Genomic DNA, 20,729 nt, shown 5'->3' on the forward strand with positions numbered 1-20,729 from the left:
GTGGTTATTAGCGTGGAAAACAAATGCGAATGTGGAGCGTGGACTATTTTATCAAGGGCAGAATAGTCTTAAAGACAGGTGAACGGCAGTCTTGAATTAGCTCAAATATAGCCATTTCTACGCCCGTGATGCTTGCGCCGCGGGCGCTTAGTTTCTCCACCGCTAACGCTTTATTTTCTTGGGCTCTCGATGAGACAGCGTCGCTGACCACCTCGACGTGATAGCCTAAGTCCAGCATGCCAAGCACCGTTTGATACACACATACATGTGCTTCTATGCCGCAGACTAGCCAATTTTCTTTTTGGCTATCGTGTAATGTGTCTACAAACGTCTGTGTGTCACACGCGTTAAAGGTGTGCTTGGTGATAAGGGGGCAAGGGGAGAGCTCGTCAGCTAATGATCTAACCGTATTGCCTAATTTAAGCGGTGCTTGCTCTAGGCATATTATGGGGATAGCTAATATTTGGGCTGCTTTGATGAGCGTAAGTGTATTGTGAAGCAGTGCTTCGCTTTGAAACACCTGATGGGCTAAGTTGCCTTGTATATCGATAACAATAAGGCCGGTATTGTCTGTTTTTAGCATGAGTTAGCCTGTTACTAAAGGTGAATAAGTACGGTAACCAAGGATGGGTGTGATCTCAATGGTTTTGCATCACTTTGGTAGCATACTCGCTCTTCATTGGTGCGACGGTCGTTAAATTTACCCGTTCATTTCTGCTTAATATGCTGATTTATAAGCGGTTATTTTTTTACATATCAGGTGCGGTTATTGCTATGTCGCAGCCAGTATTTTATTTTGCCTTTGTTATTTATGCATTAGTGATTTTTCATTAATGGCTTGTTCATTTGTTATTCGTTCATACTGGAGTGATTCGTTGAAGTATTTAGTCTGTGCCTTGTGCCTATTAGTGAGTGTGTCAGCAATTGGGGCAGAGAAAAAGCCGATTGCCGTAAAAGTGTTTATAGCCGGCATGTTTGAAATCGGTGCAAACCAAGGGGATAAAGCGGGAGAATTTCAACATTGGTATGAGCGCTATTTTGCTGACACTCAACCAATCATGATACCCGGGGCGCTGACGCCGGTATTTTGTAATAAAAATGGCGTGTGTGGATCGGTGTTAGGTATGGGCAAAGTGGCCTCGTCATCCTCAATGCTCGCCATCGTTTTAAATAGCCAATTTGATTTCTCTCACAGTTATTTCATGATCAGTGGCGTGGGCGGAATTCCTCCTTCGCAGGGTACCATCGCGGATGTTAATTGGGGCAGTTGGTTAATCGATTACGATTTAGGTCACCGCTGGATGCCTGAAGAAGGCGAGGCAGGAGCGCCTGTATTTATGCCTAGACAAGGCTACGAAGATATTCGTCGCTATCAGCTTAACCCTGCGTTAGTCAATTTCGCGGTTTCTTTATCGAAAAATGCTCCGCTAAAAGACTCTCCTTCGGCTCAGGCGTATCGTATACGTTACCCAGAGCCGCAAGCACGACGTAAACCAGCAGTGACTGTAGGCACGCATATCGCCGGCGATACTTTCTTTCATGGCCCAGGTTTGTCAGCTGAAGCACAATACATGAGTGAGTTATATGGCGCAGATGACTACATGATCGCAGAAATGGAAGGAGTGGCGATTGCGCAAGTACTTGCGCGCACAGTGGGCACTGACAGAATGCTCAGTTTACGGGGTGCGGTCAATTTTGACCAAGGCAATCCTAATGAATCTACATTAGCGCATCTTGACCCTGCGCCGGGTGAGACCGCCGGAGGATTTGCCGAAACCGTGGAAAATATTGTCATAGTCGGTGGTAGCGTGGTTGATCACATCGTCTCGCATTGGTCTGATTTTAAAGACGGTTATACAGCGAAATAGTCTTATTTTTTGCACTTCAGTCCAAGTGTTATGTGAGTGTTGATAGTTGTCGACACTCTCCTAATCATTAATCAATGGGATCTGATAGGTTAAAATCTCGAGGAGCCTGTTGGTCACATTTTTTACATTCAAGCTCCATGTTCAGATGTTGATCACGGCCTTGTTTTGTTATCACCCAAGGTCTGTTTGTCCACGGAGGATCGTGCCGTACATGCTGATGATGACCACAGCCGAGTCTCGCTACCCAATGATCTTCTTCATCTTTTACATAACCAATAATTGGCTGCTTCATGGTTGATACTTCCTCTATATGTTACTTATGGCGCCCATTTAGCTTACCTCTTATGTTTACCTGAAATGAATAGTTGATCGTGTTCATGGTGACAACAGTCAATTTAGGTTGTAACAACGTTTAACAATCACTTTTGGTTGTTATTCATCTTAACAATCTATTTTGGTTGTTTTAATTGCATGATCTGGCAGATTTATCGTAAACTGATTACCTAATCGATAAAGGCTACGACTTGAGGTGCGAGTATGATCGCTGTTTTAACCGGAGACCTAGTAGACTCGACGGCTATGCCTGCGAAAGATTACCAGTGTGCGGTCAATATCATGAATGATTATCTCGCCAAATGCCAAACACGATTTGCTGCAAAAGGCGAAATCTATCGTGGCGATAGCATACAGCTTATTTTCAAACAGCCACAACATGCTATGCGCGCAGCAATTGAGCTTAGAAGCCTACTTTTTAGTACTGATGCAACCCAAGCACCTTTAGGTATTACTCTGTCTGTAGGCTTGGGTGAGCAGCTTATTGACGGCAACAAACCCAGTGTCTCACAAGGTAGCGCATTTACCTTATCAGGTAGAGGATTGGACAGTACACCTAGTGGGCACATTAGCTTACACCATGAGGGTCGAGCATTTTATGATGCACTCGTGTTAGCAACGCAATTTTTAGATAACGTGTTGTATTCACACACGCAAAAACAAGCTAGGGTGCTTTTTCATTATTTAAGCATGAATTTCCCCACTCACACCCAGTTAGCCAATGCATTGTCAACCAGTCAACAAAACGTGACTAAGCATTTAGCGCGTATTGGCGCGGATTTGATTAAAGCCTATGTTGTTTTTTTTGAGGAAAAATTAAACAAGGAAAGTGACTAATGGCGTTATTTTTATTGATGATAGCAGCTCATATACTGGGTGATTTTTATATTCAGAAAGATAACTGGGTAACCTGTCGAAATAATCATCATTTTGCCTCATGGGGGCTGGGTAAACATGTGCTGTCACATGTTGTACTGTTAATTATTGCCATATGGTTGGCCGGTTTCTTAACTGCACAAGGCTGGATAGCCATTGTCGTGATAGGCTTTTCACATCTGCTTATCGATGTATGGAAGTCTTATCAACCAAACAAACTAAGCTACTTCTTACTAGACCAACTCTTTCATATCGTGATCATCGCTTTGGCCGCGCTGGCGCTTAGTGGTATTGGCTTGGCAGAGATAAAAACACAGTTATATTTGCTACTGAAAGTGAAATATTTAGCCATAACGTGTGCCTATGTTATTGCGTGTCGGCCGGTATCGATAGCCATAACAATCGCTTTAGATAATTACACTGCACAATTAGCGGACAAACAAACAGGTCTTGCATCTGCAGGGCGCTGGATCGGCTACATTGAAAGGTGCTTAATTATCTCGTTCGTGTTGATTGGCCAGTTTGCAGGTGTAGGCTTTTTGCTAGCAGCCAAAACGATTTTTCGATTTGGCGACTTAACAAAAGAAAAAGACATGAAGCTAACTGAGTACATGATGCTAGGCACCTTGCTGAGCTTTTCATGTGCGTTATTACTGGGCTGGTGGGTCAATAAACTCTGATACTTAGGTTACTACCCGGTCAGCGTGTTGTTACAACCATTATTAAATAGTCACAGCGAAGCTGAGAAGTTTACGTTCACCTTGTTCAATACGAGTAACGCTGTGCTCGTATTTATCCGGTCTGAAGAGATAAACCCGGCCGAATAAATTGATAATGCACTTTTGACAATGAAACACACCACCCACTTTGGGCTGTTTTAACACGATATTGAATTTGTAATATTTACCCTTGGCGATTGGGTCAATGTGGGTCATGACCTTATGTTGATTAGGGTAGGTGACTAAATAGGCTGAAAGGCGTTTAGAGCTAAACAATACCTTGTTGCGAACACGAGCGAGCACAATATCTCCGAGTTGACTTAACAAAAATTGATTATAACATAGGGTGGTAATCGTTTTTTAATATCATTAATGCTTAGCTAGATCTATTGTGACTAATTCATTTTATGAACACGCACGCAATTTTTACCAGCGTGCTTAGCTTCATACAATGCGTCATCCGCGACTTTTACCATTCTCTCCAGGGAGCGAGCTTTCACGGCATAGGTAACACCAAAGCTGGCTGAAATCGCCAAATCAGCTTCATCCTGCAGTGTAATCTGATGAGCAGCAATTAGAGTGCAGGTGCGCTGGGCAATCGCTTGAGCCGTCTCAAGTTTTGTCGCGGGCAATAAAATAACAAACTCTTCGCCGCCCCAGCGGGCTATCGCATCATGCTCACGTAACTCACTTTGCAGTAAAACCGCGAATTCAACCAACACTTTATCGCCTACGTTATGCCCACGGGAATCATTAATACGTTTAAAATTGTCCACATCGACCATAATCAAACTGGCTTCTTGATTGGCTCTGACTGTTTTGTCAAAACGCCATTGCACATATTCACGATTATGTAATTGAGTAAGGGGATCAAGCTGATGTTTTTTAGCCGATTCGCGCTCAAAAAAACGAATAATGACGTGAGCTGTCACAAAAACCACAAAAATAATCAACAATACAAACGAGGTATGGCTGGTGTATGCATCGGTGCTGGCGCTCTTACGCGATGATAGGGGCGTAAGAAGGTAGAGCTTCCAGTGCAAGGCTTTAAGGTCTATTTGGGCGATGAGATTAATATAATCAGGGGTCTTAACGATGATATTATTCAAGCTTGGCAGTAATTTTTGTTCTGCAGTCAATGCTTGAAACCAAGATAGCTGCTCGACTGACAGAATACGTTTTCCGTCGGCTAGTAGGTTAGGGTCTGATGCCAGTACAACATCTTGATTGTTATCCACAAACACGAAATCGTAACCGAAAGCATCTTTGTAGCTATCAAATGCGTCCAGGAACGTTTTTAAGCGTTTACCCACCCCAATAAACCCAAGAAATGCACCCTGATCATTGAATACTTTCACATCAAAATAAATGTGAATATCTTGTCTGTTACCTAATGCTGCCGCCACATTGTGAGTCTGCTCCTTAATGCGAAAATACCATTCAACTTCGCCTTCTTTTAGGTCTAATGTGCTGCCATTGGCGTTGTATTGTTTGCGGCTGTTTTCACTGGCAACGAAAAAGTCCATGTTGTAGTCCATGGACATACGCTTAACTAAATCGAGTAACGCCTTGTCATCGATGGTCTGAGCATTCATTAATCGGCGCAACGTTTGGGTATTGGCAAGTATTTGTGCAGTGTGCAGCGGCTTAACCAACTCCTGCGTCACTAAATCAAAAGCAGGGGACATGGATTGTTGCTGTAGTCGGCTTTGTTCTTCTACCGAGTCAGATAACGTTAAGTAACCGCTAATCGCTACAGCAATCGCCATAACAAATAACATAATGGGCACTTTGAACCCGATACTGAGTAAATTACTACGCTGGGGGGTGCTCAACACTAAATTCCGATATGTTCAAAAACGATTAATCTTACTTAGTTTAGTGAATGAAATATATACCATTTTAGTGTTAATTTCTGTATGAAAAGCAATCGATAGTGCCACGCGAAATTGCTTTATTTATGATCCTTTGAATTATCAATTGAACGATTTTTTGCTTCAATCCATTGGGCCATATATTGGGTACTTTTATGGTGATGATGCTGCAACATGCTCCCTGTGAAGTTCTTTAACCTGTGGGCTGATAATGTGCGCTTGGTTTCAATGATATGTGAAATTAAAGCCGGGCCGATGGTTCGTTTATCGAACCCAAGTAGTGCTTGTTGAATGTGTTGTTGGCCCCTTTGCCATAGCCCTTCGTCTTGATACAAAGCCACCGCTTTTTGCGCGAACTCTTTCGCGTTGTTCGCAATCGCACCAGGCCACAGCGCTTCATCACACATGCCTTCAGCACCGATGGTTGTGGTTACGCTAGGCGTATTACACAGCATAGCTTCTGCCAATTTACCCTTGATGCCGGCACCAAACCTTAAGGGAGCTAAGCACACCTTGGCATTAGCCATGACCGCTTTAGCATCTTGTGCCCAACCTTTAATATGAAACCCCTGTTTAGGGTTATGCAATTGGGTTGCTTTAGGGGGCGGGTAAGCCCCGTAAATATGCAGCTCAGCTGTGGGTAGCGCTTGTCGTATCAAGGGCCAAATTTCGGATTTTAGCCACAGTACGGCGTTCCAATTTGGTTCATGGCGAAAATTACCAATGCTGACAAAGTGCTGGCGCTGTGAAAAAGACAGGCTGGGGTATCCTTGTTTTATGTCTTCAACATCAAGCATAAACGGACAGTGATATAGCAGGTATGGTGGCACATCAAAGGTTTTTTGCAGCAAAGTATGCTCAACACTTGATATAATTAAACTGAGATCGCAGCGGTATATAGAAGCGACTTCACGTAAAGCCAAATCGCCTTTAAGGTCACTTTCAGTCATGTCTTTGTTTTGCTTAAATGCGCGGTGACGTGCGTCGCGTAAACTATGCATATCTTCGGTATCAAGCAGGCGAAGTGCATTTGGGCAATGCTTAGCAACACGCCAACCGAACTGTTCTTCTAACATAAAACGGTCAAACACCACCACATCTGGTGCTTGGCTCAAAATAAAATCATCAAAACTGCTGCAGTTAAGAGCAATACTGTGTTCGCTTATACCAAGTTCAGTGAGATTGACTTTATGCTCACCTTGAACTGCCGGGCTTGCAAAACTAACAGACCAACCTTGCTGCATAAAAAGTGTCAGCAGGCTCATCATATGTTGACCTGCGGCTGAAGAATTAGGCTCCGGCCAAACATAGCCTATAACTAAAACACGTTGAATTAACATAAAATTACTCAGGTTGTTTTGCCAATTGAACGCAATTACGTCCTGCTTTTTTAGCGGCATAGAGGGCAACATCCGCTTGTTTCATGATATCGCTAAATTGGCTGAACTGACTGCTTCGCTTGGCGACACCAAAACTGGCAGTGATTTTAACGGTTTTTCCTTGGCTAATTTTTGCAGCAGAGCCTTTCGCTGAAACGGGTTTCGGGCGTTTCTTTGGTCGAGGCTTATTCCGCAAGGCGATAGGGTAATCAGCGATCATTTGGCGTATTTGTTCCACAAAGGGCAGCGCTTGTTGGGGTGTTTTACGGGGGAAAATTAAGACGAACTCTTCGCCGCCAAAGCGAAACGCTTTGCCACCACCGCCCACTTTGTTTAAGCGACTGGCGACTAATCTAAGGACTTCGTCACCGACATCATGGCCATAGGTATCGTTAAATTTTTTGAAGTGGTCGATATCAGCCATCACCACCACATATTTTCGCCCCAGCGTATTGACGTATTGCATTAATGCTCGTCGTGAGGGGATAGCCGTAAGCTCATCCTTGAAAGCCATATTAAAGCTGTCTTTTAGCATGGCGTATAAAAAGCTGGTGGCTAAGACCAACGCCAATACGTTGTGTAATTCAAACGCTGCATAAGCGGGCATCATTGCGACAAGCACCACCGCGAGAAGTAATGCGCCATGATTATTATCTGAGATCATAATAAAACGCACAAAGCATAATATCAGGGTAAATATCACTATTAACCACTCAAATGGCGAGTACAAGGCGTTTAAACGTGGGTCAATGTGATTGGCGAACGAATAGATCGGGCTTAGGCTATTTTGGGTAACCGCAGGAATGTACTCCAGCACCAAATAGCTGCCGATGGCGACGACACAAATCTTCGCCAAGGTGATAACCAAGTTGTGAGCAGAAAACCCACTGTCTTTAGCGCAACTCAAATAACCGAGTATGACCAAGAATATTAGCGGTAGATAGCGGTTAAACGCCGATGAAAGGGCTATTTCTCCATGGGTAAAAAACAGTAATATAGCCAGTAAAATGCAGACCCAAAATAATCTGCTGCGACCAAATTGAAGCGCGATCACCGCTGAAATTGAAAGAGACAAATATCCAATCCAGGGCAGAGGAACAAACCAGTCCAGTAACAAGGCACGTTGTGCCTCAACAAAATAAACAACGAGTACTAGTAGCGCTGCATATACGAATAGGTGTTTAAAAATGTTGTACAAATAGGTCAAAGTGTCCGGCCCGAACTTGGCATAAAGGGGCATTGTATGAAATTTTTGTTTGTTCTATAAGTGTATGTGTTAATTTGCAGCAAATTAAATGAATATTATCAATCTGTTAAAAGGAGCCGTATGTCGTCTCACGTAGTTTTTGGAGCCGGATTAATAGGCAGTTACCTAGGTGCAAGTATGCATAACTTAGGGCTTAATGTTGCACTTGTCTGCCGTGCAGCCGTGAAGAACAATTTAGCTAAGGGTGTTGTTCTAACAGATTATCAAGAGCATTACGCACAAGTAGAAAATCTCAACTTTCTCGATAGTGAAATTCTTGCAAAGCTCAAACCTGAGCAAATATCCTGTGATTTTTTATGGTTAACCGTCAAATGCCATAGCGTTGAACGGGCTTTGCTCGAAATTGCGCCGTTAGTCAATAAAAATACGGTCATTTTGTGCTGCCAAAATGGCCTAGGTTCAGACAGACCAGTCAAAAATGCTTATCCACACAACACAGTACTTCGAGTGATGGTGCCGTTTAACGTCGTTGAGCTTGAAAAAGGCCACTTGCACCGCGGCTCAGAGGGACACCTAACGATAGAGCAAGCGAATAGACCTGATATTAGTGAGAATTTGCAAGCCATGTTGAACAGTGAACTTCTGCCTGTCAGTATCACCAACGACATGCAGTCCTTACTATGGGCCAAGTTACAGTTAAATTTAGGTAATAGCATCAATGCTTTGGCAGATATCCCAGTGAAAAGTATGTTAGAGCAACGAGGCTATCGGCTTGTCATTGCTACTATGATGCAAGAGCTATTGGCTGTCTCGAAAGAACTAGGACTTGAGTTACCAAAAGTCACTGCGCTGCCTGCTAACCTAGTACCCCATGTCCTTAAATTGCCTAACTTTTTATTTAAGTTGGTAGCGAATAAAATGCTTGCCGTTGACCCTAACGTGCGCACCTCTATGTGGTGGGACATGTCTCAAAATAAGCCAACGGAGATCCAGTATTTAAATGGGGCTGTGGTAGGCGAGGGTGCAAGAGTGGGTGTTCCCACCCCTGCAAACACACGTATTGTGGCGTTAGTCGAAGCGTTATCTGCGCCTAGCAGTAAACATGAGCAAGGGGCTAAGCGAGTAAAAACGGCACTTACTCGCCCAGTAAGCGCTTCTCAATTACAACGGCTAATTCGTCAGCACTAACGCGTCAAAGCTGATGAGTTAGTGCTGATTATTATTGAGTAATTTGGGCTTTAGGTTGTCTACCCACATGGCGGTTGCACCGCATATGGCTACGGGCATAACCAAAAAGTTGACGATGGGGATCATCGAAAAAACGCTGACCCCAATGCCAAAGCTAAAACAGTTTCCACGGCTTTGATTGAGGGTACGTCGCATATCTTTAAACGATACTTTGTGATTATCAAATGGGTAATCACAGTATTGGATTGCCATCATCCAAGCGGTGAACAAAAACCACAGCACTTGGCCGAAGACCGGCAAGATAAAAAACAACAACAAGAAACCTAATGCGCGCGGTATATAATAAGCGAGTTTTGAAAATTCACGGCCTAATGTGCGGGGAATATCTTTTACAACATCTAATACGCCAGTGTCGCCTAAGTCTTGCCCGGTCAGGTGTTTCTCGACCTTTTCGGCTAATAAACCGTTAAAGGGGGCCGCAATCCAGTTGGCAAGCGTACCAAAGATAAGGGCGAAAACCAGCAATATAGTGATAACGGCAAGAGGCCAGATAACGTAACTCAACGCAGATTTGAGCCAACCTAGCCAGTCGGGTATTAAATCAACGAGCCAAATAATCGCACCGTCTATTTGCCCAAAAAGAGCGTACAGGGCCACTGAAAATAAGATCAGGTTCACTGCCAGAGGAATAAAAACGAAACGTTTTAAGCCTTTGGTTTGAATAAGGGAAAAGCCCTGTAAGAAGTAATTCAATGTGTTGCCTCTTTTTTATACTGTTTATGGTTTGTTTGTAAGTTCGCTTAAAGGTTAATTGTACGTTTATTGCTGGTTTGCCGATAAATGTCTAATACCTTGAATTAATTAGCAAATATTGTTGCTATCTTGGGGTATTATACCGACGAACGTGGTCGCGACAAATCGTCAATTGTTACATGGGGTGAGTTTTGCTACATTTCTACTGTTTCCCATAATAACGATAAAACCGGAATCCCCTTTTTATTCATGCGTTTAAAGAAAATAAAGCTCGCAGGGTTTAAGTCTTTTGTAGATCCTACCAGCATCCCCTTTGTTGATGATATGACCGCCATAGTCGGCCCTAACGGCTGCGGAAAATCCAATGTGATCGATGCTGTGCGCTGGGTCTTAGGTGAAAGCTCTGCGAAAAACTTACGTGGCGATGCCATGATAGACGTTATTTTCAATGGCTCCACGGCAAGAAAACCGGTATCTCAATGCACCGTTGAGCTCGTATTTGATAACACCTCAGGGCGTATTCAAGGGGAATTTGATAGTTACAATGAGATCTCCGTTAAGCGCTTAGTCACCAAAGACGGCCAGTCGAGTTATTTTTTAAACAACAGTAAATGTCGTCGCAGAGATGTCACCGATCTGTTCCTCGGTACAGGGCTTGGCCCGCGTAGTTACGCGATTATTGAACAGGGCACTATTTCAAGGCTTATTGAATCAAAACCCCAAGAGCTGCGAGTCTTTATTGAAGAAGCCGCGGGGATTTCCAAGTACAAAGAGCGTCGTAGAGAAACCGAAAACCGCATTCGCCATACCAAAGAAAACTTAGAGCGCTTAGAAGACGTCCGCGGTGAGTTAGGCGCACAATTACAAAAATTGGAAAAACAAGCATCAGCCGCGAAGAAGTATAAAGAGCTAAAACAGCAAGAGCGACAATACCGGAATGAATTGGCGGCCATTCGTTGGTCTAACTTCAACGCCAAAATAGTCAGCCTAGAGCAACAATCGCAGCAGCAAGAGGCAGACCTAGAAGCCTTTATTGCCCGCCAACGAGGGGATGAAAAAGAACTAACGGTGTATCGTACACGTCAGCAAGAGCTCAAACAGCAACTGCAAGATACACAACAAGCGTATTTTCGCCTTGGCACTGACATTACTCGCTTAGAACAAAATCAATTGCACAGCAAACAGCGCATTGGCCAAATTAAGCAAGAATTGAGCACTCTAAATGAGGCAATAAAAGACAGTGAGGTTGAGCAGCAGGCAAGTGTCACTCGGTTGGCTGAGCTAACCGATGCGATTGAGCAACATGGGCCAGAACATGAATTGGCACAGCAAGCGCTAGAAGATGCTATTTGGCAATTGCAAAATACAGAAGAGCGTACCTCGGCAGAGCAAAATCAATGGCGAGAGCAAGAACAAACCTTTCAAAAATATAAGCAACAAGCGCAAAGTTACCATAGCAAAATCCAATCGATCTTAGCGATGCAAATGCGCAGTGAAGAGCGTATTAGTGAAATAACCAGTGAGATCAATAGCCTACAAACGGACCAGTTCGCAAAGCAAATTGCTGAAGCCAAAGCTGCGCAACAACTCATCCAAGAGCAATATGATGAGGCGCAGTTACAATACCAGCATCGAAACGACGCTTTGCACCAAGCTCAACTAGATTGGCGAAAATTCAGCGACGCACAAACAAAGGTACAAGGTGAGTTACAAGCCATAGAGGCGCAAATAAAAGCCTTGCAAGGCGTACAAGATTTAGCAAAAGGTCATGAATATTACCAACAATATTTGTTGGAAAAGGGCATAGATAGCCAACCATGGCAGGCTGCGTTAAGCGTAAGCTCCGGATGGGAAAAGGCTGTCGAAGTGGTTACGGCTCAGTGGAAGAACGCACTTATTGTTAATAACGTAGACGATATTAGCGTGTTTGAACAAGCTCAAGGTCAGGGCCTTGGCTTGGTCTTCGATAACAGCAATACGCAAAGCGGCGAGTTGGCGCTTAAAGAGGAGACATTGGCAACTGTGCTCGGTGACAGTGCCTTTCCTGCGTGGATGGCGGATATTCGTATCGCCCTTACCCGACAAGAGGCCTTAGCTGTGCGAAAGGCATTAACCAACGGGCAAAGTATTGTCAGTGCAGATGGGTTATGGCTTGGAAAAGATTGGGCGCTTGATGGTTGCAGTGAAGATGCCGGAGGCACTATACAGCGTGCTAACGCTATTGCCACTCTTGAATCTGCACTGCCGGCTATGCAACAACAATGCGAAGAAGCACAGCGCACTAACGATCAAGCGCAAGAAAGCGTAGAGCATTTAAGTGCGCTTAAAGAGCAAGCACAAAGCAGTTTATCTCGTTGCAGTGAAGCACTAAGTGAGCATAAAAATTACCATCAATGGTTGGTTAAGCAACAGCAAACGAATGCTCAGCGCGTGACAAAACTGCAATCAGAACTCAAACGTCAACAAGACATCTTACTTAAAGAGCAAGTTGAACTGACAGAAACGACTGCCCAGACCGAAGAATTGGCTGAAACACTGATAGGGCTAGAAGAGCAGCAAAGCGATATTGAGCGACAGCGTGAAGCGTTTAACAGTCAACTTCGAGAGCAGCGGCATCAGGTTGATAATTTAAAGAATCAACAACATCAACACGCCTTAACCCTAAAAGGGCGACAAGCGGAAGTACAAAACGTACAGGCCATTCAAGCCCGCGAGCGTGCTCAACTACAAAATATGTTGTATAAAAAAGAGCAGTTGAACAACGAGTTATCGCTATTGTCTACTCCACTCGATGAGCAAGCTGGTGCCCTGCAGGCCATGTTGTTAGAGCATAAGCAACTGGATAATAAGCAACAAACGCTAAACACAGCCTTGGGTGAAATTGAGCATCAGCTCACTGTGATTGAAAAAGGTCAGCAAGGCATTAATACGCAAATTCAACAGATGCAGCAAAACGTACAAACTAGCCAATTAGAGTGTGAAGGTTACCGTGTTCGTGCCAAAAGCGTTATTGAACAGCTCAGCGAAGCTAAAGTACAGTTACAGCCTTTACTTGAGAAAGTAGGCGAAAATAGCAACGAAAAGCGCTGGCAAGAACATCTAGAGCGCACAGTTGCAGCAGTCGCTAGGCTTGGCGCAGTTAACTTAGCCGCTGTTGAGGAATATGATATTCAAGCGCAACGCAAACAACATTTAGATGAGCAAAATCAAGATCTGGAGTCTGCGCTAGACACGTTAGAGCAAGCAATACGTAAAATTGATAAAGAAACCAGAAGTCGCTTTAAAACCACTTTTGATCAAGTCAATAATGGCTTACAAACTTTGTTTCCTAAGGTCTTTGGGGGCGGCTCTGCCTACTTAGCTTTAACGGATGACGATTTACTGGAAACCGGGGTGAGTATTATGGCGCGACCACCGGGCAAGAAAAATAGCACAATTCATCTGCTTTCTGGTGGAGAAAAAGCGCTGACCGCTTTATCATTGGTTTTCGCAATTTTTCAACTGAATCCAGCGCCTTTTTGTTTGTTGGATGAAGTAGATGCACCATTGGATGATGCCAATGTGGGACGCTTTTGTAAGCTGGTAAGTGAAATGTCTACCAGTGTACAATTTATTTATATCACCCATAACAAAATTGCGATGGAAATGGCTACACACTTAACGGGGGTCACCATGGCTGAGCCGGGTGTATCACGTATGGTCGCTGTTGATGTGGAACAAGCTTTGGCTATCGCGCAAGCATAATAAAAAAAGGGTATGAGTTAATTCGATGGAAGATGTATTACGCTGGACGTTATTTATAGTAGGTACCGTGGCAATTGCTGGGGTATTAATTCATGGCTTATGGGTATCTCGCAAGTCGTCGGGCAAGACAAAATCGAAGGCGAAGTTTGAAGCCGGACATCGTCGCGGAGTCAAAGGTGATGAGGGGGCTGAGCCTCAGTTTTCACTAGATGATGACAGCGCCGATGCTGAGAATAACGCATTAGGAGCAGGTGATTTTCAAAGTGACTTTGACGATCTCGGTGTGGGTCCTGTGCGTGTGGTCAGTAGTAGCGCTAAGGTCCCTGTTGAACAGAGCAACACACATCACGCTAAGGATGATCTAGGCGAAATCGCCGACGATACGCTGGCTAGTTATGCCGATGATGATTTGGCGTTCGATAGTGAAGTTCAGCAAGAAAAAGTAGACGATAATGGGTCTACAAACGATGAAACCGACGTTGAAAACCCAGACTTAGCCGATAAAAACGAGGCGCCAAAGCCACCGGTTACTCCTGGCAAAGTGTATGCTTCAGTAGTAACGCAACCAAAGCCTGAATACACTCCTCAGAATAATCACTACACCAGTGCTAGTGCAAAGCAAGCGAGTGATATCCCTGAACCACCTACTTTTCTGCTTAAGGCCAATGATGCTGCTCAAGCTTCTACTGATTCGCCCGCCGTGAGCAGAGAAAATCAGCAACCGCAGCTTGATTCACAAGTAACACAAAAAGTCATGCACACGCGAAAAAACGAAGTTGCGAGTCGTAAGCGTAAAGAGCCCAAGTTCGCTGAAGATCAGTTGAACATTGATTTTGACGAGCAGCAACAAAGCAACGGCCATCATGTTGACGAGCCTCAGAAAAGTGACACTGGGGAAAAAACGCAAGAGCAGCCACAAGAAGTGTTGGTATTAAATGTAAAAACAGCAGAAGACGCGCCCATTCAAGGTGCAACCTTGTTGCCTATGTTGCTGACATTGGGCTTTAAATTTGGCGATCAGGATATTTTTCATCGCCATGTCAATGCCAACGGTAAAGGGCCAGTATTGTTTAGCTTGGCTAATATGTTCAAGCCCGGGGTGTTTGACATCGATAATTTAGAGAACTTTACCACTCAGGGCATCACGCTGTTTATGATTTTGCCCATTGAGGGCGACCCCCATCAAGTTTTCAATATGATGCACAATGCCACGCGCAAAATTGCCGATGAATTTAACGGCCAAATACTGGATGGCCGCCGCAGTATGTTAACCAAGCAAGGGTTACAGCAATACGTCGAACGCATCCGTGAATTCGAACGTAAGAGAATGATACACCGTTAATTTTGGGGAGCGCCTGCTCCCTGTTTTCTTTGAATATCTTGGAACATCATATGTCTAATGCTTTGTCGCCTGCTCAAAGGCTGACGCAAATTATCAACACCATCAATGAGTACAATTACCAGTACTACGTGCAGGACAACCCCTCAGTGCCCGATGCCGAATATGACCGCTTAATGCGTGAATTGCTGGATATTGAAAATGACCACCCAGATCTCCGCAGCCCGGATTCTCCCTCGCAAAAAGTGGGCGGTGCTGCCCTTAGCGCGTTCGAGCAGGTCGAGCACGAAGTACCCATGTTGTCTCTTGATAATGCGTTCGATGAAGGTGATATGCAGGCGTTTGAAAAGCGCATCAAAGATCGTTTAAAGATAAGCACTGAAATCAGTTTCAGCTGCGAGCCGAAGCTCGATGGCCTAGCGGTGAGTATTTTGTACGAAAACGGTCAGTTAGTTCGAGCTGCCACGCGGGGCGATGGTCGAGTAGGTGAAAACATCACGACTAATGTACGTACTATTGCTAACGTGCCCTTGCGCTTGCGAGGGGAGAACTTCCCGAGCCGATTAGAAGTGCGCGGTGAAGTCATCATGACCCGAGCAGGCTTCGTTACTTTAAATGAAGCTCAGATTAAAAAGGGCAAAAAACCGTTTGTTAACCCAAGAAATGCTGCTGCTGGAAGTTTGCGTCAGCTTGATCCAAAGATCACCGCAGCACGACCTTTGCTCTTTTACAGTTACTCACTGGGTTTAGTCGAAAACGAACAACAACCTTTGGGCGAAACGCATTCATCGCGCTTAGCCCAGTTAAGCGAATGGGGCCTACCTTTGAGTAAGGAGCTTGAGGTGGCGCAGGGCGCAACACAGTGCTTAACCTATTTTCATAAGATTGGAGAGCTGCGAAGCCAGCTAAGCTATGACATAGACGGCGTGGTGTTCAAAGTTGATAATATTGCCATGCAGCAAGAGCTGGGTTTTGTTGCTCGTGCGCCGCGCTGGGCGATAGCCCATAAGTTTCCTGCACAAGAGGAGATGAGCACCTTGCTTGACGTTGAGTTTCAAGTCGGCAGAACCGGTGCTATCACGCCAGTAGCAAGACTTGAACCGACGTTTGTTGGGGGCGTGACGGTCTCTAACGCTACGCTGCACAATCAAGATGAAATCAATCGTTTAGGTATCAAGATTGGTGATAGCGTCATTATCCGCCGAGCAGGAGATGTCATCCCGCAAATAGTCGCCATAGTGGCAGATAAGCGCCCAGATGACGCTAAAGACATTTTATTCCCTGAAAGTTGCCCCGTATGTGATTCAGCGATTGAAAAACTTGAGGGAGAAGCCGTGGCTCGCTGCACGGGAGGCTTATACTGTAAGGCTCAGCGTAAAGAAGCCATGAAGCATTTTGCATCACGCAAAGCGCTTGATGTGGATGGCCTCGGGGATAAATTAATTGAGCAATTAGTCGACGCTGAAATGGTCAAAAGTCCAGCTGATTTTTTTGCTCTGGATATCGCGCCATTATCAAGTATGGAGCGAATGGGCGAAAAATCGGCAGTAAATTTAGTTAACTCCTTAGAAAAAAGCAAAAAAACCACGTTAGCAAAATTCTTATATTCTTTAGGCATTCGTGAAGTAGGTGAGGCGACAGCGCAGAATTTGGCGCAACACTTTCTAACGTTAGAGGCTATTGAGCAAGCAGATCTCGAAGCGCTACAGGCAGTGTCAGATGTGGGTGTTATTGTGGCTCAGCACGTGTTTAACTTTTTCAAAGAGGAGCACAATCTTGAAGTGATTAGTGCACTGCTGGATGCCGGTGTACATTGGCCAAAAATCGAAAAGCTAGCATTAGATGAATTGCCGCTAGCAGGGCAGGTATATGTTCTCACCGGAACGTTAAATGTGATGGACCGAAACACAGCTAAAGCGAAATTGCAGAGCTTAGGAGCAAAGGTATCAGGCAGTGTATCGGCTAAAACCGATTGCTTAGTGGCTGGTGAAAAGGCCGGCTCTAAGTTAACTAAAGCTCAAGATTTGGGGGTGAAAGTCATGAGCGAAGATGAAATGTTGGCCATGTTCGCCCAACTTGAAGGTTAAGTTATGGACACATCGTTTATCTTTGATGCGTTAGCGACATTAACCCGCTGGCTAAGCCCATATTACAATGAAATTGCGATGACGATTGTGGCGACAGTATTGGTGATTTATGGGGATATACTGAACAAAAAAGTCAAACATATTTTATCGCCATATCACTTCATTATTCGCACATCAGTGTTCGTGCTTATTTGTGCGTTTGGTTATGGGGCGTTGGTGATTTTTACCACGCCGCACGTAAAATTAACCTTGATGATGATACCCAGTATGTATCGCGGGTTATGTATTGTAAGCCTATTCTTAATGCTGGGGTATTTAGCTGAGCACAGACGTTATATATAGTGCTACCTGCGCCAGTCTATTGGATTGAAACCAGCCTAATTAGGCTGGTTTTTTGCTTTATTAAGGTTGTTTCACTTTTGCTTGCTTCGCAGCGTATTTCGCTTGGCGAACCTGCCATGCTTTCACCACAGACCAGCGCCAAATATAATTTAAACCGAAGAAACCCGCTAAACCAAATACGATTGAGCACACGCCACAGCCAAGCAGAAACGCCGGCCCAATGGTCTCTAAGCTTTGCACTACCCAATCCCAACTTAATTGGAAATGAAACGCTTGCGTATCAGTGCCTAAAATCGTCGCACCAACTAAGTACGCCCCATAAAAAATCGGCGGCATAGTGAAAGGGTTGGTGATCCACACAGTGGCTACTGAGAGCGGTAGGTTAACCCTGAGTGGAATGGCTGCTCCGGCGGATAGCCACATCTGAAATGGTACCGGCCAAAACGCGAAAAAAAGACCTAGACCAAATGCGCCAGATGCTGAACGACGATTAAGATGCCAAAGATTTGGGTCGTGCAACAAGGAACCGAATATCTTCAATGCTTTTTGCTTTTTAATCTTATGATGGTCCGGTAAAAAGCGTTTAATGAACTTTTTCAGCATGATTCCCTATAATGTGTTGAGAAGTGATCTACAGGATGTGCTTAGCACTATGGACGGAAGACTTTTCAGTTTTATTGCAGCAAGCATATCCGCGCTTTTCTGGTTGTCTCTGCCTGCGCTTGCCATTCTACCAATAATTCTAACGCTTGCCATACTGCTTTGGCGATTACCCGGGCGTAATTCAACCCTTTTGACTATAAAATCTGTAAGTTGCTGCTTTGTGCTCGGCATTTTTTGGATGGCAAGTGTAGGGCATTGGCAGCAAACTTGGCAACTACCAGCAAGGGATTTTACCCAAGGAGTGTGGGTTAAAGGGCAGGTGAAAAGTTTAATCGATGACGAAAATAGCGCACGATTTAACCTCAAAATATCCAGTATTGAAGACAGAAAGTTAATCAAGGATGTGTTGATCCGGCTCAGTTGGAAACAGCCAACATGGCCTTTAAAACAAGGGCAGTTGGTTCAACTATGGGTTAAGTTAAAGCCTCCTCATGGGTTGGCTAATCAAGGTGGTTTTCATTACCAGCAGTGGCTGTTTAGTCAAAGTATTGTAGCAACGGGCTATGTAAAAGCTAATCAAAACAACAGCCTAGTTAAATCTGACTATTCTGTCCGCCAACGTCTGCTAGACGGCATTGTGGCTTTAAAACTGGATACAACGCCTTGGATTGCAGCGCTTTCATTGGGGCATAGGGGGCTTCTGGCCCCTGATGATTGGTCTTTGGTACAGCGCACAGGTATCGCTCATTTGATAGCGATATCGGGCCTACATCTGGCCCTTGTAGGCAGTCTTTGTTATCTGCTTATCGCCAGCGTCTTACTTTTTTGTTACCGAGTGTTAATTAAGGGCCAAAACGCTAACTTCTATTTTATCAGCGTCGGTATCACCCTTATTGCCACATTAGGTTATGCCTATTTAGCGGGCTTTGGTTTACCTGCACTAAGGGCATGGTTGATGCTGGCGCTTACGGGCCTGCTTGTTTTTAGTTGCACCCATTGGGGGTTTAGACGAATTTTGTTGGTAGGAGTGAGCGCATTTATTGTGCTTTTTCCTTTGAGTCTATTTGGTCAAAGCTTCTGGCTGAGTTTCGGAGCCGTTTCAATTATCGGCTTTGTATTTTGGCGCTGGCCGGTGCGGCATCAAGGGTTTTCGATTAAAACTTGGTTTGCAAGTATGTGCCGCTTACAGCTGGCCCTGAGTCTCTTAATGCTACCTTTGGTGGCGTGGCAGTTCTCATTTGTATCGGTCGCTGCGCCTGTCATCAATTTATTGGCGGTGCCTATTGTGACACTGGTCATTGTGCCTATGTGTTTGCTAGGGGTGATAATGATGTTGCTATCCATACCATACTGGCAAGATGTATTTACCTTGGTTGATGTGGGTTTACAGTTTTTACTGGATAAACTCAGTTTAATGGGGAGTTGGTCTGGAGCCGCATTTAGCATTCAAGCCATCCCCGGGATTGTGTGGATCTGTTTTACTATTGCTGCGTTAATCTTTTTACTACCAAGGGGGCTAATATCGCGCCTGCTAGCGCTAATCCTTTGTGTACCATTACTAACGTATGGGCTCAACCCTGTTAAACGCGACTGGCAAATCAATGTGATGGACGTGGGGCAAGGGTTATCGGTTGTAGTGCTTAAAGATAATAAAGCATTGGTTTACGACGTAGGAGCCGCATACCCCAGTGGTTTCAATATGGCGGATAGCGTGTTGCTACCTTTTCTTCGAAGTAATGGCTTGCGTGAAATTAGTGCGCTTGTGGTGAGTCATTTTGATAATGATCATAGTGGGAGTTTGCCCGCGCTACGTAAGAAAATGGCGGTTAAGTCCCTGTTCACCACCAAAGACCTGTGTAGGCAAAATTGGCAGCTTACGTGGCAAGGACTAAGTGTCAAAGCCTTGTGGCCAGACGACCCGAGTTTGTATAGCGATAACAATAGCTCCTGCGTGCTGCGAGTCAGCAACGGCGATTTTAGTCTGCTGTTAACCGGTGATATAGACGCCTCTGTAGAGGCAAAATTAATAGCCCGTTACGGCACAGCTTTACAATCGAATGTGTTAATCGCCCCACATCATGGCAGTAATACCTCCTCCTCTATGGTATTTATTGATACGGTAAAGCCCGACTTTGTCGTGTTCAGTCAAGGGTTCATGAATCGGTGGGGTTTCCCAAAAACAGCCGTGGTAGAGCGGTATCAACAGACAGATGCACAGCTGTATCGCACATCAAAGCATGGGCAGGTTCAGATAAGCATTAACGACAGTAGAGCTCAAGTGAGCACATTTCGCCAGAATATCTACCCATACTGGTATGCAAACCGGTCAATTGATTGAAAACTGAGCATTAAATAATTGATAGTTGGGGATTTTCACCTCAACAGTTACAATATCCCAGTGTAACCTTAACTAAGCC

The 20,729-nt window shown here is 44.6% G+C and carries 17 protein-coding genes; 9 read left to right on the top strand and 8 right to left on the bottom strand.

Translation table 11 applies throughout. From position 1 onward, the window contains the following. Nucleotides 1–43: 43 nt before the first annotated feature. Complete coding sequence (locus GMES_RS09460; protein WP_006992435.1) at nt 44–583, bottom strand: isochorismatase family protein; 540 nt, start codon at nt 581–583, stop codon at nt 44–46. Between the two features lie 250 nt (nt 584–833). On the opposite strand from GMES_RS09460, the gene GMES_RS09465 reads away from it, so the two are divergent. After that, on the top strand, nt 834–1,868 hold the full coding sequence (locus GMES_RS09465; RefSeq protein ID WP_006992437.1) for a purine-nucleoside phosphorylase: 1,035 nt from the start codon (nt 834–836) through the stop codon (nt 1,866–1,868). A gap of 67 nt (nt 1,869–1,935) precedes the next feature. Here the strand turns inward: GMES_RS09465 and GMES_RS09470 are convergent, their stop codons facing one another. Beyond that, nucleotides 1,936–2,160 (bottom strand): DUF3565 domain-containing protein, encoded by a 225-nt coding sequence (locus GMES_RS09470; protein ID WP_039987071.1) that lies wholly within the window; start codon nt 2,158–2,160, stop codon nt 1,936–1,938. A 245-nt stretch (nt 2,161–2,405) separates the two neighbouring features. Here GMES_RS09470 and GMES_RS09475 point away from each other — a divergent pair, with 245 nt between their 5' ends. Both GMES_RS09475 and GMES_RS09480 read left to right on the top strand, forming a co-directional pair. Beyond that, nucleotides 2,406–3,038, top strand: coding sequence for a hypothetical protein (locus GMES_RS09475; protein WP_006992438.1), 633 nt, complete (start codon nt 2,406–2,408; stop codon nt 3,036–3,038). Next, nucleotides 3,038–3,757 carry a DUF3307 domain-containing protein gene (locus GMES_RS09480; protein WP_006992439.1) on the top strand — a complete coding sequence of 240 codons (720 nt, stop codon included), beginning with the start codon at nt 3,038–3,040 and terminating at the stop codon, nt 3,755–3,757. Before GMES_RS09475 ends, GMES_RS09480 begins: the two co-directional genes overlap by 1 nt. Nucleotides 3,758–3,799: 42 nt before the next feature. Here GMES_RS09480 and GMES_RS09485 read toward each other — a convergent pair whose 3' ends face one another. From GMES_RS09485 to GMES_RS09500, 4 genes are all read right to left on the bottom strand, one after another. Next, entirely contained in the window at nt 3,800–4,099 is a 300-nt protein-coding gene (locus tag GMES_RS09485) for a hypothetical protein (protein WP_006992440.1), read from the bottom strand. Between the two features lie 92 nt (nt 4,100–4,191). Then, a complete protein-coding gene (locus tag GMES_RS09490) occupies nt 4,192–5,577 on the bottom strand; it encodes a GGDEF domain-containing protein (RefSeq protein WP_052013402.1) in 1,386 nt (461 codons plus the stop codon). Nucleotides 5,578–5,750: 173 nt separating this feature from the next. After that, entirely contained in the window at nt 5,751–7,010 is a 1,260-nt protein-coding gene (locus GMES_RS09495; protein WP_033187617.1) for a glycosyltransferase, read from the bottom strand. 4 nt (nt 7,011–7,014) lie between these two features. Next, nucleotides 7,015–8,289 carry a GGDEF domain-containing protein gene (locus GMES_RS09500; protein ID WP_033187545.1) on the bottom strand — a complete coding sequence of 425 codons (1,275 nt, stop codon included), beginning with the start codon at nt 8,287–8,289 and terminating at the stop codon, nt 7,015–7,017. A gap of 87 nt (nt 8,290–8,376) precedes the next feature. On the opposite strand from GMES_RS09500, the gene GMES_RS09505 reads away from it, so the two are divergent. Continuing rightward, nucleotides 8,377–9,444: a 2-dehydropantoate 2-reductase gene (locus tag GMES_RS09505; protein ID WP_006992444.1), complete on the top strand. Its 1,068-nt coding sequence runs from the start codon at nt 8,377–8,379 to the stop codon at nt 9,442–9,444. An 18-nt stretch (nt 9,445–9,462) separates the two neighbouring features. Here the strand turns inward: GMES_RS09505 and cysZ are convergent, their stop codons facing one another. Then, nucleotides 9,463–10,197, bottom strand: a complete 735-nt coding sequence (gene cysZ, locus GMES_RS09510; RefSeq protein WP_006992445.1) for a sulfate transporter CysZ — start codon at nt 10,195–10,197, stop codon at nt 9,463–9,465. Nucleotides 10,198–10,446: 249 nt separating this feature from the next. Between cysZ and smc the strand changes: the two genes are divergently transcribed. Genes smc through GMES_RS09530 form a run of 4 tightly spaced genes read left to right on the top strand, consistent with a single transcriptional unit; the run spans nt 10,447 to nt 17,709 of the window. Then, nucleotides 10,447–13,941 (top strand): chromosome segregation protein SMC, encoded by a 3,495-nt coding sequence (smc, locus tag GMES_RS09515; protein ID WP_006992446.1) that lies wholly within the window; start codon nt 10,447–10,449, stop codon nt 13,939–13,941. Nucleotides 13,942–13,966: 25 nt separating this feature from the next. Further along, nucleotides 13,967–15,283 carry a cell division protein ZipA gene (gene zipA, locus GMES_RS09520; protein ID WP_006992447.1) on the top strand — a complete coding sequence of 439 codons (1,317 nt, stop codon included), beginning with the start codon at nt 13,967–13,969 and terminating at the stop codon, nt 15,281–15,283. Between the two features lie 50 nt (nt 15,284–15,333). After that, nucleotides 15,334–17,367, top strand: a complete 2,034-nt coding sequence (gene ligA, locus GMES_RS09525; RefSeq protein WP_006992448.1) for an NAD-dependent DNA ligase LigA — start codon at nt 15,334–15,336, stop codon at nt 17,365–17,367. Between the two features lie 3 nt (nt 17,368–17,370). Then, nucleotides 17,371–17,709, top strand: coding sequence for a DUF3392 domain-containing protein (locus GMES_RS09530; protein WP_006992449.1), 339 nt, complete (start codon nt 17,371–17,373; stop codon nt 17,707–17,709). 60 nt (nt 17,710–17,769) lie between these two features. Here GMES_RS09530 and GMES_RS09535 read toward each other — a convergent pair whose 3' ends face one another. Further along, nucleotides 17,770–18,312 (bottom strand): DUF2062 domain-containing protein, encoded by a 543-nt coding sequence (locus GMES_RS09535; protein WP_006992450.1) that lies wholly within the window; start codon nt 18,310–18,312, stop codon nt 17,770–17,772. 49 nt (nt 18,313–18,361) lie between these two features. Here GMES_RS09535 and GMES_RS09540 point away from each other — a divergent pair, with 49 nt between their 5' ends. Next, the gene (locus GMES_RS09540; RefSeq protein ID WP_052013404.1) at nt 18,362–20,650 is read left to right on the top strand and encodes a DNA internalization-related competence protein ComEC/Rec2; all 2,289 of its coding nucleotides are present in this window, start codon (nt 18,362–18,364) and stop codon (nt 20,648–20,650) included. Nucleotides 20,651–20,729 lie beyond the last annotated feature (79 nt).

The sequence above is a fragment of the Paraglaciecola mesophila KMM 241 genome (assembly GCF_000315015.1).
Classification (GTDB): Bacteria; Pseudomonadota; Gammaproteobacteria; order Enterobacterales; family Alteromonadaceae; genus Paraglaciecola; species Paraglaciecola mesophila.

Coding starts and splice junctions, on each gene's coding strand:
- GMES_RS09460 (WP_006992435.1), bottom strand. CDS start 583: ATGCTAAAAACAGACAATACCGGCCTTATTGTTATCGATATACAAGGC.
- GMES_RS09465 (WP_006992437.1), top strand. CDS start 834: ATGGCTTGTTCATTTGTTATTCGTTCATACTGGAGTGATTCGTTGAAG.
- GMES_RS09470 (WP_039987071.1), bottom strand. CDS start 2,160: ATGAAGCAGCCAATTATTGGTTATGTAAAAGATGAAGAAGATCATTGG.
- GMES_RS09475 (WP_006992438.1), top strand. CDS start 2,406: ATGATCGCTGTTTTAACCGGAGACCTAGTAGACTCGACGGCTATGCCT.
- GMES_RS09480 (WP_006992439.1), top strand. CDS start 3,038: ATGGCGTTATTTTTATTGATGATAGCAGCTCATATACTGGGTGATTTT.
- GMES_RS09490 (WP_052013402.1), bottom strand. CDS start 5,577: ATGTTATTTGTTATGGCGATTGCTGTAGCGATTAGCGGTTACTTAACG.
- GMES_RS09495 (WP_033187617.1), bottom strand. CDS start 7,010: ATGTTAATTCAACGTGTTTTAGTTATAGGCTATGTTTGGCCGGAGCCT.
- GMES_RS09500 (WP_033187545.1), bottom strand. CDS start 8,289: ATGCCCCTTTATGCCAAGTTCGGGCCGGACACTTTGACCTATTTGTAC.
- GMES_RS09505 (WP_006992444.1), top strand. CDS start 8,377: ATGTCGTCTCACGTAGTTTTTGGAGCCGGATTAATAGGCAGTTACCTA.
- smc (WP_006992446.1), top strand. CDS start 10,447: ATGCGTTTAAAGAAAATAAAGCTCGCAGGGTTTAAGTCTTTTGTAGAT.
- zipA (WP_006992447.1), top strand. CDS start 13,967: ATGGAAGATGTATTACGCTGGACGTTATTTATAGTAGGTACCGTGGCA.
- ligA (WP_006992448.1), top strand. CDS start 15,334: ATGTCTAATGCTTTGTCGCCTGCTCAAAGGCTGACGCAAATTATCAAC.
- GMES_RS09530 (WP_006992449.1), top strand. CDS start 17,371: ATGGACACATCGTTTATCTTTGATGCGTTAGCGACATTAACCCGCTGG.
- GMES_RS09535 (WP_006992450.1), bottom strand. CDS start 18,312: ATGCTGAAAAAGTTCATTAAACGCTTTTTACCGGACCATCATAAGATT.
- GMES_RS09540 (WP_052013404.1), top strand. CDS start 18,362: ATGGACGGAAGACTTTTCAGTTTTATTGCAGCAAGCATATCCGCGCTT.